Raw genomic sequence first — 14242 nt, forward strand, 5'->3', positions numbered from 1 at the left:
CCGCGCTGCAGGCCCCATCCTGGGGCCCAGCGCTTGACGGGCATCCATGCCCGTCACCTCCCTCCGCAAGGCCTACGTTCGGCCTCCTGAAGTCGCGAAGATCAAAAGCCAGATCAAAAGCCAGATCAAAAGCGGGAGTGAAACCTGAAATCAACGCTGATGCTGGCCCGCGAGCGGCGATAGCCGCAGGACTATCAGCACAATAGCGAACGGTGGTTGTCCTGAAACCTGCGAAAGAGGACAATTATCGGCTTCCCGTCACAACCAGCGACCTTGCATGGCCTTTCTTGCACTTGGTATCAACCATAAGACTGCCTCGGTAGACGTACGCGAGCGCGTGGCGTTTACCCCAGAGCAGCTGGTAGACGCCCTGCAGCAGCTCTGCCGACTGACGTCCAGCCGCGAGGCGGCGATCCTGTCGACCTGCAACCGCAGTGAGCTCTATATAGAGCAGGACCACCTGTCCGCCGACGCCGTGCTGCAGTGGCTGGCCGACTATCACCGCCTCAGCATCGACGAGCTGCGCGCCAGCGCCTACGTGCATGAAGAGCACGACGCCGTGAAGCACATGATGCGTGTGGCCTCGGGCCTGGACTCGCTGGTTCTCGGTGAGCCTCAGATCCTCGGCCAGATGAAGTCCGCCTACGCCGTGGCCCGCGAAGCCGGTACCGTCGGGCCCTTGCTCGGGCGCCTGTTCCAGGCCACCTTCAGCGCCGCCAAGCAGGTGCGTACCGATACGGCCATCGGTGAAAACCCGGTTTCGGTTGCGTTCGCCGCGGTCAGCCTGGCCAAGCAGATTTTCGCCGACCTGGGCCGCAGCCAGGCCCTGCTGATCGGTGCCGGCGAAACCATCACCCTGGTCGCCCGCCACCTGCACGAGCAGGGCGTACGCCGTATCGTGGTGGCCAACCGCACCCTGGAGCGCGCCAGCATCCTGGCCGAGCAGTTCGGCGCGCATGCCGTGCTGCTGGCAGACATCCCCCAGGAACTGGCCAACAGTGACATCGTGATCAGTTCCACCGCCAGCCAGTTGCCGATCCTGGGCAAGGGCGCGGTCGAGAGCGCACTGAAACAGCGCCGACACAAGCCGATCTTCATGGTCGACATCGCTGTCCCTCGCGATATTGAAACCGAAGTCGGCGAGCTGGATGATGTCTACCTGTACACCGTCGACGACCTGCACGATGTAGTGGCGGAAAACCTCAAGAGCCGCCAGGGCGCGGCTCAGGCGGCCGAAGAGCTGGTATCCGTGGGCGCCGAAGACTTCATGCTGCGCCTGCGCGAACTGGCTGCAGTGGACGTGCTCAGGGCCTATCGCCAGCAAAGTGAGCGCCTTCGCGACGAAGAACTGCAAAAGGCCCTGCGCCTGCTGGCCAATGGCGGCAACCCCGAAGACGTGCTCGCCCAGCTGGCCCGGGGCCTGACCAACAAACTCCTGCATGCGCCCAGCGTGCAGCTGAAAAAGCTCTCGGCCGAGGGCCGCCTCGATGCGCTGGCCATGGCCCAGGAACTCTTTGCCCTCAACGAGGGCTCCACGGACAAATCCCCGCAATGAAAGCGTCGCTGCTGAACAAACTGGAAATCCTCCAGGACCGTTTTGAAGAACTCACCGCCCTGCTCGGTGACGCCGAGGTTATTTCCGACCAGACGCGTTTTCGCGCCTACTCCCGCGAGTATGCCGAGGTAGAGCCGGTCTACGCTGCTTATAAAGAGTGGCGCAAAGTCCAGGACGACCTCGAAGGCGCCCAGGCGCTGCTCAAGGACAGTGACCCGGACCTGCGTGAAATGGCCGTGGAAGAGGTGCGTGAAGCCAAGGAGCAACTGTTGACCCTGGAGGCGCAGCTGCAACGCATGCTGCTGCCCAAAGACCCCAACGACGGTCGCAACGTGTTTCTCGAAATCCGCGCCGGTACCGGTGGCGACGAGGCAGCCATCTTCTCTGGTGACCTGTTCCGCATGTATTCGCGCTACGCCGAAAAGCGCGGCTGGCGCCTGGAGATCTTGTCCGAGAACGAAGGCGAGCACGGCGGCTACAAGGAAATCATTGCCCGCGTCGAGGGCGAGAATGTCTACGGCAAGCTCAAGTTCGAGTCCGGTGCACACCGGGTTCAGCGTGTGCCCGAGACCGAGTCCCAAGGCCGTGTCCACACTTCCGCGTGCACGGTGGCGGTGCTCCCCGAGCCGGACGAGCAGGCCGCCATCGAAATCAACCCGGCCGACTTGCGCGTGGATACCTACCGTGCCTCCGGTGCCGGCGGCCAGCACGTCAACAAGACCGATTCGGCGATCCGTATCACTCACTTGCCCACCGGTATCGTGGTCGAATGCCAGGAGGAGCGCTCGCAGCACAAGAACCGTGCTCGCGCCATGTCCTGGCTGTCGGCCAAGCTGAACGACATGCAGACCAGTGCCGCGCAGAACGCCATTGCCAGTGAGCGCAAGCTGCTGGTGGGTTCCGGTGACCGCTCCGAGCGCATCCGCACCTACAATTATCCACAGGGGCGGGTGACCGATCACCGCATCAACCTGACCCTGTATTCGTTGGACGACATCCTCAGCGGTGGCGTAGACGCGGTGATCGAACCGCTGCTGGCCGAATACCAGGCCGATCAACTGGCCGCCTTGGGGGACTGATGACTGTCATCGCCAGCCTGTTGCGCAACGCGCAGTTGCCTGAATCGCCCACTGAGCGCCTGGATGCCGAACTGCTGCTGGCTGCGGCCATCGGTAAATCGCGCAGCTACCTGCATACCTGGCCCGAGCGTATCGTCAGCAGCGAAGATGCCGAGACCTATGCCGGCTACCTGCAGCGCCGCCGTGGCGGCGAGCCAGTGGCCTATATCCTTGGGCTGCAGGGCTTCTGGAAGATCGACCTGGAGGTTGCGCCGCATACCCTGATCCCGCGGCCGGATACCGAACTGCTGGTCGAGACGGCGCTTGAACTGCAACCCGCTTCGCCCGCCAAGGTTCTCGACCTGGGTACCGGTACGGGTGCCATCGCTCTGGCGCTGGCCAGCGAGCGCCCGGCCTGGCAGGTGACAGCGGTTGACCGGGTGGAGGAGGCTGCCGCCCTCGCCGAGCGCAACCGCCAGCGGTTGGGCCTGGCCAACGCTCGGGTACGGCTGAGCCACTGGTTCGACAGCCTGGCCGCGGAGCGTTTCGACCTCATTGTCAGCAACCCGCCCTACATCGCCGCTGAAGACCCGCACCTGGTGGCCGGCGACGTGCGCTTCGAACCCAGCAGTGCCCTGGTGGCCGGTGCCGATGGCCTGGACGACCTTCGCGTGATCGCCGCCCAGGCCCCCGCGCACTTGTTGCCAGGTGGTTGGCTGCTGCTGGAACATGGCTACGATCAGGCGGCAGCGGTACGTGCTCTGCTGGCTGAACATGGCTTTATCGAGGTGGCCAGCCGCACGGACCTGGGCGGCCATGAACGCATTACCCTGGGGCGACTGTCATGCTGAGTGATCAGGAACTGCTGCGTTACAGCCGCCAGGTGCTGCTGTCCCAGATCGACATCGATGGCCAGCTGCGGCTCAAGCAGAGCAAAGCGCTGATCATCGGGCTGGGTGGCCTGGGCTCGCCAGTCGCCCTGTACCTGGCCGCCGCTGGCGTGGGTGAGCTGCACCTGGCCGACTTCGACACCGTCGACCTGACCAACCTGCAACGCCAGGTCATCCACGACAGTGCCAGCGTTGGCATGAGCAAGGTCGACTCGGCCTTGCAGCGCTTGCAGGCAATCAACCCGGAAGTCAGCCTGGTTGCTCACCGCCAGGCACTGGACGAGGACTCGCTGGTGGCTGCGGTGGCGGCGGTCGACCTGGTGCTGGACTGCTCCGACAATTTCTCTACCCGCGAGGCGGTCAACGCTGCCTGTGTCGCCGCCGGCAAGCCGCTGGTCAGCGGAGCGGCAATCCGTCTGGAAGGTCAGCTGTCGGTGTTCGACCCGCGGCGTGACTACAGTCCGTGCTATCACTGCCTGTACGGGCATGGTAGCGAAGCTGAACTGACCTGCAGCGAAGCAGGCGTCATTGGCCCGCTGGTGGGGCTGGTGGGTAGCCTGCAGGCGCTGGAGGCGATGAAGCTGCTGGCGGGCTTCGGTGAGCCGTTAGTCGGCCGCTTGCTGTTGATCGATGCCCTCGGCACCCGTATCCGCGAGCTTCGTGTCAAGCGCGACCCGGCTTGCACGGTCTGTGGTAAGCGCGATGGCTGAGCGCTCGGCGCCGATCGGCGTCATGGACTCGGGGGTTGGCGGATTGTCGGTGCTGGCCGAGATCCAGCGCCTGCTGCCCAACGAAACGTTGCTGTATGTGGGCGATTGCGGGCATATACCCTACGGTGAGAAGTCGCCGGACTATATCCGCGAGCGCTGCCGACGCATTGCCGGGTTCTTCCATGAACAAGGCGCAAAGGCCATGGTCCTGGCCTGCAACACTGCCACGGTGGCGGCAGTGGCCGACCTGCGTGAGTTGTATCCGACCTGGCCGTTGGTGGGCATGGAACCGGCCGTCAAGCCTGCAGCGGCAGCCACCCGCTCGGGCGTGGTCGGTGTGCTGGCCACCACCGGTACCCTGCAGAGTGCCAAGTTCGCAGCCTTGCTCGATCGCTTCGCAAATGACGTACAGGTTATTACCCAGCCTTGCCCGGGGCTGGTCGAGCTGATCGAAGCCGGTGACCTGGTAAGCCCGGCGGTGCGCCAGCTGCTGCAAGGTTATGTGCAGCCGCTACTGGCTGCAGGTTGCGATACGCTGATCCTCGGCTGCACCCATTACCCTTTCCTTCGCCCATTGCTGGCCGGCATGGTCCCGGATGACGTGGCCATCATCGACACCGGCGCGGCCGTGGCGCGTCAGTTGCAACGGCTGTTGGGTGCCAATGATCTGTTGGCCGAAGGCCCGGCCGGCGCTGCACGCTTCTGGACCAGCGCTGACCCAGAAGCCTTAAGAAAAATCCTACCTGTGCTGTGGCATAAGTCCGACGATGTGCAAAGCTTTGCGTTGTGAAAAAAACGTGAAAAAAGGCTGAACTATCGTTCCACTTCTGCTTTCTACCGCTTTGCCTGAGATGAGGCGGACAAATAACAGCATCAGAAAGAAGGATGTTTCTTATGAGGAAACTGCTCGGCTTGGCAGCGGCTGCTGCCTTTGTTTTGGGGCAAGCGATGTCGGCACAGGCTGCCGATGTTTCGTTTTCGGTGGGGCAGACTGGCGATTCGACAATGGTCTACCGGCTAGGGCTGCAATCGAATTGGGACGCGAGTTGGTGGCAGACCAGCGTTGGTCGGCTGACCGGCTATTGGGATGGGGCCTACACCTACTGGGATGGCGACGAGACCGCGAGCAATCACAGCCTGTCCTTCGCGCCGGTGTTCGTCTATGAATTTGCCGGGGAGTCGGTAAAGCCTTACATCGAAGCCGGCATCGGGGTGGCGGCGTTCTCCAGCACCGAGCTGGAAAGCAACGAGCTGGGTTCGGCGTTCCAGTTCGAGGACCGCATTGGCTTTGGTTTGCGCTTTGCCGGCGGGCATGAGATTGGGGTGCGGGCGATTCACTATTCCAACGCCGGCATCAAAGAGCCCAACGATGGTGTAGAAAGCTACAGCCTGCATTACAGAATGGCGCTCTGAATTCACCTGCATTCGCGGGCAATGCCCGCTCCTGCCGGAATACCACAGCATTAAAGGTCTGGGTAATCTGCAGGAGCGGGCTTGCCCGCGAAGAAGGTAATGCTGATTTCAGCGGTCAACGCGCCAGCGGCCACAGGCTACTAAGGTCCAGCGTCTCCAGGACCAGTTCCGGTTCTCTCTGAGGCCACCGGCGCAGCAACTCCTCTGCGGCACTGCCGGGCGTCCACGCCTCCGGTATCGCCTGTGCCGACGTTACCGTAACCTTCAACGATTGTGGCGCTACGATGGTCAGTGCTACCCCTTGGTCCTCAAGGGCCTTGCGCTGCTCACGCAGCCATTGCGGCAAGTTGTTCCAGCCCGCAGTCACCTGTGTCGGTGCAAACAGCTGCAACGCCGAATAGCGGTTGAAAAGCCCCATCACCTGGGGCGACTGCCCCTTTGTCAGCAACGGCAGCGCTTTGCTCAGGCAATGCTCTGCGGCCAGCTGGTTGGTGGTGACGATCGCTTCGATCAGCTCACTGTCACTGACATTGTCTGGCAGGTAATCGGTGGTGCCGGTGTTGAGAATCAGCCCGTCCAGCGAACACCAGGCATGGCAAATCTGTTGGCACGCATCGGTGACGTGTTGTTCTTCCTGCAACTGCCACGGCAAACGCAACAATTGGTTGCCGTAGCGTGCCCCCAAATCATCCAGTGCATCGCTATCCTTGCCACTCGCGGCAACGCGATGTCCTTCATCGAGCATCCGCTCCACCAAAGCCAAGCCAAGTCCGTTGCTTGCGCCTGTAACCCAAAAACTACGCGAGTTAATCAAGACGTTATCCCCTGATTCTGCCGGCGTGGCAGCCCTTTGAATGCTTCCAGGGCCCGCTGGCGACTGCTGCTGAGATCTACGATTGGACTTAGGTACGAAGTATTACCGAAAAGGTCCGTCGATTTAATGGGTTGATGGATGGCTTTTTCATCGAGCTCCTGTAGTTCCGGTACCCAGTGGCGAATGAACCGACCCTGTGGATCGAAGCGCTGCGACTGTGAAACCGGATTGAAGATACGGAAATAGGGCACCGCATCGGTGCCGGTGGACGCACTCCACTGCCAACCCCCGTTGTTGGCGGCCAGGTCGCCGTCTATCAGGTGGCGCATGAAGTGTCGCTCGCCCTTGCGCCAGTCAATCAGCAGGTTCTTGCTGAGGAACATGGCCACGATCATGCGCAAGCGGTTGTGCATCCACCCGGTGTGCAGCAATTGGCGCATGGCGGCATCAATGATCGGGAAGCCGGTGCGGCCCTGCTCCCAGGCCTCCAGGTCTGCCGGGGCGTCACGCCAGGGCAGGGCTTCGGTCTGGGCGCGGAAGGCGCGGTGGCGCGAGACCTGTGGATAACCGCTCAGGATGTGCTTGTAGAACTCACGCCAGAGTAGCTCATTGATCCAGGTCTGCACGCCTGTGCTGCCACTGTCGAACTCGCCCCGGTTGCCGGCCAGTGCACCGTGCAAGCATTGGCGGGGCGAAATCACGCCGGCGGCCAGGTAGGGGGAAAGCTGGCTGGTACCAGGCTTGGCAGGCAAGTCGCGCAAGTGGTGGTAGTCGTCGATGGTTTCGTCCAGGAAGCGTGACAGGCGGGACTGTGCCTCAGCTTCACCGGCTGGCCAGTGGTCGCGCAGTGCGGGCGTGGTTTTTCCGAACCCCTCTACATGTTGCGGGATTGGGTCGCTGCCGATGTTCAGCGGGGCCTGGCGCTTCACCCGCCGTGCCAGGGCGGGCAGGCTGCGGTGCAGATGCTCAAGGCAGGTCTTCTTGAACTGGCTGAACACCTGGAAGTAATCGCCACTGCGAGTGAGTACGGTGCCCGGACGGAAGAACAGCTGGTCGAGGTGGCTGTGCGCCTGGATGGCCGACTTTTCCAACAGTGCGCGGGTGGCATCATCCCGGCGCTGCTCATTGATGCCGTACTCCTCGTTCCAGTGCACGCTTTGCACCTGATGTTGGCGGCAGATATCGAGCACCGCCTGTGGCGCCTGGTCCCAGGTATCGATTGTGCGGATCAGCAGGGGGATGTTCAGCTTTTCCAGTGATTGGCGCAGGTCATGCAGGTTACGCAGCCAGAAGTCGACTTTGCAGTCGGCATCGTCATGGGCTTGCCATTGTCCGGGGCTGACCAGCCACAGGGCGATGGTCGGGCCGCGTTCGGTAGAGGCGCTGAGTGCAGTGTTGTCATCGATACGCAGGTCGCTGCGCAGCCAGGTCAGGTGCATGGGGGATTGATCTCTACAGGCTGTCGATCATGGGCTTGAAGCACGCGCAATGCCGCCTGCGGGGTGTCGAACAGGAAAAGGTCGGGCAGCTCAAAAGCCTCCAAGCGGGTTTCATGCAGCGCCAGCGTGGCACCGCCCAGCAGCTTGGGGATCGGCAAGCCTTGCAGGGTGCGCAGCAACGCCTTGTCGTCGATGCGTGGCCCCAGGTGCAGGAGTAAGGCGCGTGGTTTGAGCGCGTTGACGGCGCTTAGCAATTGCGGGCCTGCGACGGGCTGCTCGAGCACCTCGACCGGGAAGCCATTGCTGGTGAGTAGCCAGGCGCACAACCATAAGTCTGGGCTGAAGGTGCGTTCGCTGTCTTCGGCCAGCAATACGGGGGGCCCTTGCAGCAGCTGGTTGTCGTGGTACACGCGGGCACCGAGCTTGCTGCGCAGCCAGCTGTGGAAAAACACCTGCTCCAGCCGAGCGTTGAAGTAATTGCGCCAGCGCTGGTCGAGCATGTCGAGGAGCGGCAGCAGCAATTGCTCGCACAGGGTGACCGCCGGGTACAGCGCCATGGCCTGGTTGAGTTGCTGGTCGAGGGCGCGCTGTGAAAGGCCGGCGATGGCTTCGATCAGCTGGAATTGCCGGGCTTGCCAGTCACCCTTCGGTGGGGTGCTGGCGGGTTTGTCGAGCAACTCGCGGACTTGGCCGACCGACGCGCCACGCTGCAGCCAAGCCAGAACGGCTTCGACGCGTTCGACCTGCTCAAGTGGGTACAGGCGATGCCCCTTGGCGGTGCGCTGTGGCTTGAGCAACCCATACCGGCGCTCCCAGGCGCGCAGGGTGACCGGGTTGACGCCAGTGCGACGGGCAAGTTCGCCGATGGGCAGCAAGTCCTCAGACCGCATTGCGCAAGCCCAGGCTCTCGGGGTGAGGCTGCAGGTAGGCTTGTTGCTGCAGGTAGGGGTCTGGGTGCTTGCGCAAATGGTGTTTGAGCAAGGTCAGTGGCACTACCAGTGGTACCACGCCTTGTTGGTATTGGCCGATGACTGCCTGCAACTCCGCCTTGTCCTGCTGCGTCAGGGCATCCTTGAAGTAGCCGCTCAGGTGCTGCAGCACGTTACTGTGGGTGCCGCGGCTGGCGCAGCGGCGCAGGGCCTGCATCAGCTGGCTGAAATAGCGCGGGCCGATGCTCTGTGGTTCATCAGCCTTGCTCATGCTGCCAAGCAGGCGGCCGAGGGTGCGATAGGCCTGGGGATTGTTGGCCATCAGCAAATACTTGTAGCGCGAATGAAAGCGCACCAGCGCGCCACGGTTCAGGCCCTCGGCCAGCAGGCGCTGCCAGTCGGCGTAGGCGTAAACGCGGCTTATGAAGTTTTCGCGCAGCACAGGGTCATGCAGGCGGCCTTCTTCTTCTACTGGCAGGTCCGGGCGCAATGCGCAGAAAGCCTGGGCATAGACGCCACGGCCACCATGCACGGCCGGGTGGCCGTTGTCCTGATAAACCTTTACCCGTTCCAGGCCGCATGAAGGTGACTTCTGCATGAAGATGTAGCCGCAGATGTCGTCAAGCTCGTTGGCCATCTGCTCGCCATAGGTGCGCAGCGGGTCGGTCAGGTCCTTGCCGGGGTCGCGGGTGCCGACCACTTCGGGTTGCTCGGGGTTGCCGACCAGGCGAATCGGGTCGCGCGGGACACCCAAGCCGATTGCCACTTCCGGACACACGGGTAGCCAGTCGAAGTGCTGTTCCAGCTGTTTACGGCACAGGTCGGAGGCCTTGTGGCCGCCGTTGTAGCGCACGCTGTGCCCGGTCAGGCAGGCGCTGATGGCGATACGCGGCTTGCTGTGGGCGGAAGGGTCGTGCATGGCTGCCTCCGAAAATAAACCTGTACGTGACTCGAAACTTGTACAGGTTTATTTCAGCACAGCGCTGAAGTTATGCAAACTAGTATTTTTGTATAGTTCGGCATCACTCAAGGTGTTCGAGCAAGCGCCGCGCTGCTTCCTGGCCACTGAGCCATGCGCCCTCGACTCGGCCGGACAGGCACCAGTCCCCACAGGCGTACAAGCCCTGGTCAGCATCGGCCAGTGCGCCCCACTCATGGTTGCTACTGGGGCGGGCATAGAGCCAGCGGTGGGCCAGGGCGAAGGTGGGCGGGGGGACCACGCAGCCGACCAGCTCGGCGAATTCGCCCCACAGCTGCTCGATCACTTCATCCTTTGGCAGGTCGATGTGTTGCCGGCTCCAGTCTGACGTTGCGTGCAGTACCCAGGTGTCCAGGTGCTCGTCGCGGCCAGGCTTGCTGCGATTGCGGGCCAGCCAGTCCAGCGGGTTGTCCTGCACGAAGCAGCCTTGCATTGGTGTATCCAGCGGTGTCTCGAAGGCAAGGGCGACGGCCCAGGTAGGTTCCATTTGCACGCCAGCGGCCACGGCCGCCAGCTTCGGTGTGGCGGCCAGAAGTGGCGTGGCCTGCGGTGCCGGGACGGCAATGACCACGCGGCTGTAGGGGCCGTGGCTGCAACCTTCGGTATCTTGCAGGTGCCAGTACTGCTTGCCGCGAAACACTTCCGCTATGCGGCAGCCGAAATTGACGGTGACGTCCTTGAGCAAGCCGCGGGTAATGGCGCTCATGCGTGGCACGCCCACCCAGCGCGTCTGCTCGTCGGGGGAGGGGGTAAGTTCGCCATCACGGTAGTTGTACAGTTGGGGTTTCCACTGCTCGGCCCAGCCGGCGGCCACCCATTGCTGCACCTGATCGACGAAGCGTCGGTCACGGGCAGTGAAGTACTGTGCGCCCAGGTCGAGCGCGCCGGCTTCGCTGCGCTTGCTGGCCATGCGCCCGCCACTGCCGTGGCCTTTGTCGAACAAGTGCACGGATTGCCCGGCCTTCTGCAAGGCCTGGGCGGCTGACAAACCGGCGATGCCGGCCCCGATGATGGCGATAGGTACTGTCATGATGGCCTCTTCAAACCTTGCTGTGAGCAGACTACGCTGTCAGGCAAACCTGTACAATGCCAAAATTATGTATAAGGTTATTCCGTGTTGGCGGCAGGTTGGCCTATGTTTATCCGAGAGCGTCGGGTCAAAAAAGTGCCTTGCTGTTAAAAATAGACCACCGACGCATTCTGCGAGGACACAGCCATGCATATATTGCTGACAGGTGGCACCGGTTTGATTGGCAAGCATCTGTGCCAGTACTGGCTGGGCCAAGGGCATCGGCTTACGGTTTGGAGCAGGCGTCCTGAACAGGTGGCGAAAATCTGTGGTAGCGGGGTGCGTGGTATCGCGCGCCTGGAGCAGTTAGAGGCCGACGATCATCTTGATGCGGTGGTCAACCTTGCCGGTGCGCCGATTGCCGACAGGCCCTGGACGGCCGCCCGGCGCAACGTGCTGTGGGCCAGCCGTGTCACCCTTACCGAGCAATTGCTGGCTTGGTTGGGCACCCGTGAGCAGCGCCCGGAGGTGTTGATCTCCGGCTCTGCGGTAGGTTGGTACGGGGACGGTGGCGAACGCGAACTGACCGAGGCCTCTCCCCCGGTGCGTGAAGATTTCGCCAGCCAGTTGTGTATTGCCTGGGAAGAGACCGCCCAGCGTTCGCAAGCGCAGGGAATACGCGTGGTACTGGTCCGTACCGGCCTGGTGCTGGCCAGCGATGGCGGCTTTTTGTCGCGCCTGCGCATGCCCTTCAAACTGGGGCTGGGCGGGCCTTTGGGCAATGGGCGGCAATGGATGCCCTGGGTTCATATAGACGACCAGGTCGCCCTGATTGATTTTCTCTTGCAGCACAAGGATGCCAGCGGTCCTTATAATGCCTGCGCGCCGGAGCCTGTGCGCAACCGTGAGTTTGCCAGGCGACTGGGCCGCGCCCTGCATCGGCCGGCGCTGTTGCCAGTGCCGGCATTGCTGCTCAAGGCCGGGCTTGGCGAGATGTCCACCTTGCTGCTGGGAGGCCAGCGGGCGCGCCCGGTACGCTTGCTGGAAGCCGGCTTCACCTTCCGCTTCAACGATCTGCAATCGGCGCTGGACAACCTGTCCAGTCGCCTCTGACATAGGACGCTGCATGACCGATCACGCCCTGCTGCTGGTCAACCTGGGTTCCCCGGCCTCCACCTCGGTGGCCGATGTGCGCCGCTACCTCAACCAGTTCCTCATGGACCCGTACGTGATCGACCTGCCGTGGCCGGTGCGGCGTTTGCTGGTGTCGCTGGTCCTGATCAAGCGCCCGGAGCAGTCGGCACATGCCTACGCTTCGATCTGGTGGGAGGAGGGCTCGCCTCTGGTAGTGCTGACCCGTCGCCTGCAGGCCGCGATGGCCGAGCACTGGCCCCATGGCCCGGTGGAAATCGCCATGCGCTACGGCCAGCCGGCCTTGCCTGATGTGTTGGCGCGGCTGGCCGCCCAAGGTGTGCGCAAGGTGACTTTGGCACCGCTTTATCCACAGTTCGCCGACAGCACGGTGACCACTGTGATCGAGCAGGCAAAACAGACGGTCAGCGAGCACCAGTTACCGTTGCAGATGCGCGTGCTGCAGCCGTTCTATGAGCACCCGGCGTACATCGAGGCGCTGGCAGCCAGCGCCCGGCCGTACCTGGAGCAGGGTTACGACCACCTGCTACTGAGCTTCCATGGTTTGCCGGAACGGCACCTGAAGAAACTGTTTCCGAAGGGGGTCAAGCACGACCTGCGCGCTGCCGATTGCTGCCACGGTGCAACCGCCGAAGTACGTTCGGTTTGCTATCGCGGGCAATGCCTGGCTACGGCCAAAGCCTTTGCGCAGAGCATGGGCATACCGGATGGCAAATGGTCGGTATCGTTCCAGTCGCGGCTGGGCCGGGACAAGTGGATCGAACCCTACACCGAGACGCGGCTGGATGAGCTGGCCAAGGCCGGTGTGAAGAAGCTGCTGGTGATGTGCCCGGCGTTTGTGGCGGATTGCATCGAGACGCTGGAAGAGATAGGCATGCGTGGCAGCGAGCAGTTTGTCGAGGCGGGCGGCCAGGAGCTGGTGCTGGTGCCGTGCCTGAATGATCACCCGGAGTGGGTGAGGGTGTTGGCTGATATGTGTGAAAAGGCCTGAATCGAAGGGGCCGCTTTGCGGCCCCTTCCGACCGGTCATACATCCAGCTTCTCGTGCTTCCAGCTGTCATTACCCGGCAGAATCAGGTTCAGGGCAATAGCCACAATGGCGCACAGGGCGATGCCCTTCAGGCCCCAGTCATCCGGGCCGTCACCGCTGCCGATCAGCACGCCGCCGATACCGAACACCAGTGTCACCGAGACGATCACCAGGTTGCGTGCCTCGCCCAGGTCAATCTTGTGGCGGATCATGGTGTTCATGCCCACCGCTGCAATCGAGCCGAACAGCAGGCAAAGAATGCCGCCCATCACCGGCACCGGGATGCTCTGCAGCAGCGCGCCGAACTTGCCGATGAATGCCAGGGTAATGGCGAAGACCGCCGCCCAGGTCATGATCTTCGGGTTGTAGTTCTTGGTCAGCATCACCGCGCCGGTCACTTCGGCATAGGTGGTGTTGGGCGGGCCGCCGAACAGGCCGGCTGCAGTAGTCGCCAGGCCGTCGCCCAGCAACGTCCGGTGCAGGCCAGGCTTTTTCAGGTAGTCACGGCCGGTCACGCTGCCCACTGCAATCACCCCGCCGATATGCTCGATCGCCGGCGCCAGCGCAACCGGGACGATGAACAGAATGGCCTGCCAGTTGAACGCAGGGGCGGTGAAATTGGGAATTTCCAGCCACGGTGCGGCAGCGATCCTGGCGGTGTCGACCACGCCAAAGGCGAACGACAGGGCAAAGCCCACCAGCACGCCGGAGATGATGGGTACCAGGCGGAAAATGCCCTTGCCGAATACGGCAACGATCAAGGTTGTCAGCAGCGCTGGCATCGAGATCAGCATGGCCGTCTTGTACGGCATCAGTGCCGTACCGTCCCCACCTTTGCCCATGGCCATGTTGGCGGCGATCGGTGCCATGGCCAGGCCGATGGAGATGATCACTGGGCCGATCACCACCGGCGGCAGCATGCGGTCGATGAAACCGGTGCCTTTGATTTTTACCATCAGGCCCATGAAGGTGTACACGAAGCCGGCAGCCATTACGCCACCCATGGTCTCGGCAAGGCCGAACTGGCCTTTGGCGAGGATGATCGGCGTGATGAAGGCAAAGCTCGAGGCCAGGAACACCGGTACCTGACGACCGGTGACCAGCTGGAATAGCAGCGTGCCGATGCCGGCGGTGAACAGCGCGACGTTTGGGTCGAGGCCGGTGATCAGGGGCATCAGCACCAGCGCGCCGAATGCCACGAAGAGCATCTGCGCGCCCGAAACGACCTGGCGCCAGAGCGGGTCGTTGAAGCCGTCCTGCATGG

At 62.7% G+C, this 14242-nt stretch carries 14 protein-coding genes; 8 read left to right on the forward strand and 6 right to left on the reverse strand.

The window, feature by feature from the left end; translation table 11 throughout:
* Positions 1 to 277: 277 nt before the first annotated feature.
* The 6 genes from hemA (at position 278) to ACF8O8_RS08965 (ending at position 5626) form a co-directional block, all read left to right on the forward strand.
* Complete coding sequence (hemA, locus tag ACF8O8_RS08940) at positions 278 to 1555, forward strand: glutamyl-tRNA reductase (RefSeq protein ID WP_010951977.1); 1278 nt, start codon at positions 278 to 280, stop codon at positions 1553 to 1555.
* Positions 1552 to 2634, forward strand: a complete 1083-nt coding sequence (prfA, locus tag ACF8O8_RS08945; RefSeq protein WP_003247392.1) for a peptide chain release factor 1 — start codon at positions 1552 to 1554, stop codon at positions 2632 to 2634. The genes hemA and prfA overlap by 4 nt, the downstream gene beginning before the upstream one ends.
* Positions 2634 to 3464 (forward strand): peptide chain release factor N(5)-glutamine methyltransferase, encoded by an 831-nt coding sequence (prmC, locus tag ACF8O8_RS08950; RefSeq protein WP_392509565.1) that lies wholly within the window; start codon positions 2634 to 2636, stop codon positions 3462 to 3464. Before prfA ends, prmC begins: the two co-directional genes overlap by 1 nt.
* Positions 3458 to 4213, forward strand: coding sequence for a molybdopterin-synthase adenylyltransferase MoeB (locus ACF8O8_RS08955; RefSeq protein WP_010951980.1), 756 nt, complete (start codon positions 3458 to 3460; stop codon positions 4211 to 4213). The genes prmC and ACF8O8_RS08955 overlap by 7 nt, the downstream gene beginning before the upstream one ends.
* Complete coding sequence (gene murI, locus ACF8O8_RS08960; protein ID WP_010951981.1) at positions 4206 to 5003, forward strand: glutamate racemase; 798 nt, start codon at positions 4206 to 4208, stop codon at positions 5001 to 5003. The genes ACF8O8_RS08955 and murI overlap by 8 nt, the downstream gene beginning before the upstream one ends.
* A 104-nt stretch (positions 5004 to 5107) precedes the next feature.
* Positions 5108 to 5626: an acyloxyacyl hydrolase gene (locus ACF8O8_RS08965; protein WP_003247385.1), complete on the forward strand. Its 519-nt coding sequence runs from the start codon at positions 5108 to 5110 to the stop codon at positions 5624 to 5626.
* 115 nt (positions 5627 to 5741) lie between these two features.
* Here the strand turns inward: ACF8O8_RS08965 and ACF8O8_RS08970 are convergent, their stop codons facing one another.
* The 5 genes from ACF8O8_RS08970 to ACF8O8_RS08990 form a co-directional block, all read right to left on the reverse strand.
* Entirely contained in the window at positions 5742 to 6440 is a 699-nt protein-coding gene (locus ACF8O8_RS08970) for an SDR family oxidoreductase (protein WP_010951983.1), read from the reverse strand.
* Complete coding sequence (phrB, locus tag ACF8O8_RS08975; RefSeq protein ID WP_392509566.1) at positions 6437 to 7879, reverse strand: deoxyribodipyrimidine photo-lyase; 1443 nt, start codon at positions 7877 to 7879, stop codon at positions 6437 to 6439. Before phrB ends, ACF8O8_RS08970 begins: the two co-directional genes overlap by 4 nt.
* Positions 7870 to 8769, reverse strand: coding sequence for a MerR family transcriptional regulator (locus ACF8O8_RS08980; protein ID WP_392509567.1), 900 nt, complete (start codon positions 8767 to 8769; stop codon positions 7870 to 7872). Before ACF8O8_RS08980 ends, phrB begins: the two co-directional genes overlap by 10 nt.
* Positions 8759 to 9727, reverse strand: a complete 969-nt coding sequence (locus ACF8O8_RS08985) for a DUF523 and DUF1722 domain-containing protein (RefSeq protein WP_010951986.1) — start codon at positions 9725 to 9727, stop codon at positions 8759 to 8761. The genes ACF8O8_RS08980 and ACF8O8_RS08985 overlap by 11 nt, the downstream gene beginning before the upstream one ends.
* A 103-nt stretch (positions 9728 to 9830) precedes the next feature.
* Entirely contained in the window at positions 9831 to 10817 is a 987-nt protein-coding gene (locus ACF8O8_RS08990; RefSeq protein WP_010951987.1) for an NAD(P)/FAD-dependent oxidoreductase, read from the reverse strand.
* A gap of 186 nt (positions 10818 to 11003) precedes the next feature.
* Between ACF8O8_RS08990 and ACF8O8_RS08995 the strand changes: the two genes are divergently transcribed.
* Together ACF8O8_RS08995 and hemH are read left to right on the forward strand one after the other, a co-directional pair.
* Positions 11004 to 11909, forward strand: coding sequence for a TIGR01777 family oxidoreductase (locus ACF8O8_RS08995; RefSeq protein WP_010951988.1), 906 nt, complete (start codon positions 11004 to 11006; stop codon positions 11907 to 11909).
* A gap of 13 nt (positions 11910 to 11922) precedes the next feature.
* The gene (hemH, locus tag ACF8O8_RS09000) at positions 11923 to 12939 is read left to right on the forward strand and encodes a ferrochelatase (RefSeq protein ID WP_129932912.1); all 1017 of its coding nucleotides are present in this window, start codon (positions 11923 to 11925) and stop codon (positions 12937 to 12939) included.
* A 35-nt stretch (positions 12940 to 12974) separates the two neighbouring features.
* Here hemH and ACF8O8_RS09005 read toward each other — a convergent pair whose 3' ends face one another.
* Positions 12975 to 14240: a uracil-xanthine permease family protein gene (locus ACF8O8_RS09005; RefSeq protein ID WP_392509568.1), complete on the reverse strand. Its 1266-nt coding sequence runs from the start codon at positions 14238 to 14240 to the stop codon at positions 12975 to 12977.
* Between the last annotated feature and the right edge of the window lie 2 nt (positions 14241 to 14242).

This window comes from Pseudomonas sp. TYF_14 (genome assembly GCF_043105275.1).
GTDB lineage: Bacteria > Pseudomonadota > Gammaproteobacteria > Pseudomonadales > Pseudomonadaceae > Aquipseudomonas > Aquipseudomonas alloputida.

Coding starts and splice junctions, on each gene's coding strand:
- hemA (WP_010951977.1), top strand. CDS start 278: ATGGCCTTTCTTGCACTTGGTATCAACCATAAGACTGCCTCGGTAGAC.
- prfA (WP_003247392.1), top strand. CDS start 1,552: ATGAAAGCGTCGCTGCTGAACAAACTGGAAATCCTCCAGGACCGTTTT.
- prmC (WP_392509565.1), top strand. CDS start 2,634: ATGACTGTCATCGCCAGCCTGTTGCGCAACGCGCAGTTGCCTGAATCG.
- ACF8O8_RS08955 (WP_010951980.1), top strand. CDS start 3,458: ATGCTGAGTGATCAGGAACTGCTGCGTTACAGCCGCCAGGTGCTGCTG.
- murI (WP_010951981.1), top strand. CDS start 4,206: ATGGCTGAGCGCTCGGCGCCGATCGGCGTCATGGACTCGGGGGTTGGC.
- ACF8O8_RS08965 (WP_003247385.1), top strand. CDS start 5,108: ATGAGGAAACTGCTCGGCTTGGCAGCGGCTGCTGCCTTTGTTTTGGGG.
- phrB (WP_392509566.1), bottom strand. CDS start 7,879: ATGCACCTGACCTGGCTGCGCAGCGACCTGCGTATCGATGACAACACT.
- ACF8O8_RS08980 (WP_392509567.1), bottom strand. CDS start 8,769: ATGCGGTCTGAGGACTTGCTGCCCATCGGCGAACTTGCCCGTCGCACT.
- ACF8O8_RS08985 (WP_010951986.1), bottom strand. CDS start 9,727: ATGCACGACCCTTCCGCCCACAGCAAGCCGCGTATCGCCATCAGCGCC.
- ACF8O8_RS08990 (WP_010951987.1), bottom strand. CDS start 10,817: ATGACAGTACCTATCGCCATCATCGGGGCCGGCATCGCCGGTTTGTCA.
- ACF8O8_RS08995 (WP_010951988.1), top strand. CDS start 11,004: ATGCATATATTGCTGACAGGTGGCACCGGTTTGATTGGCAAGCATCTG.
- hemH (WP_129932912.1), top strand. CDS start 11,923: ATGACCGATCACGCCCTGCTGCTGGTCAACCTGGGTTCCCCGGCCTCC.
- ACF8O8_RS09005 (WP_392509568.1), bottom strand. CDS start 14,240: ATGCAGGACGGCTTCAACGACCCGCTCTGGCGCCAGGTCGTTTCGGGC.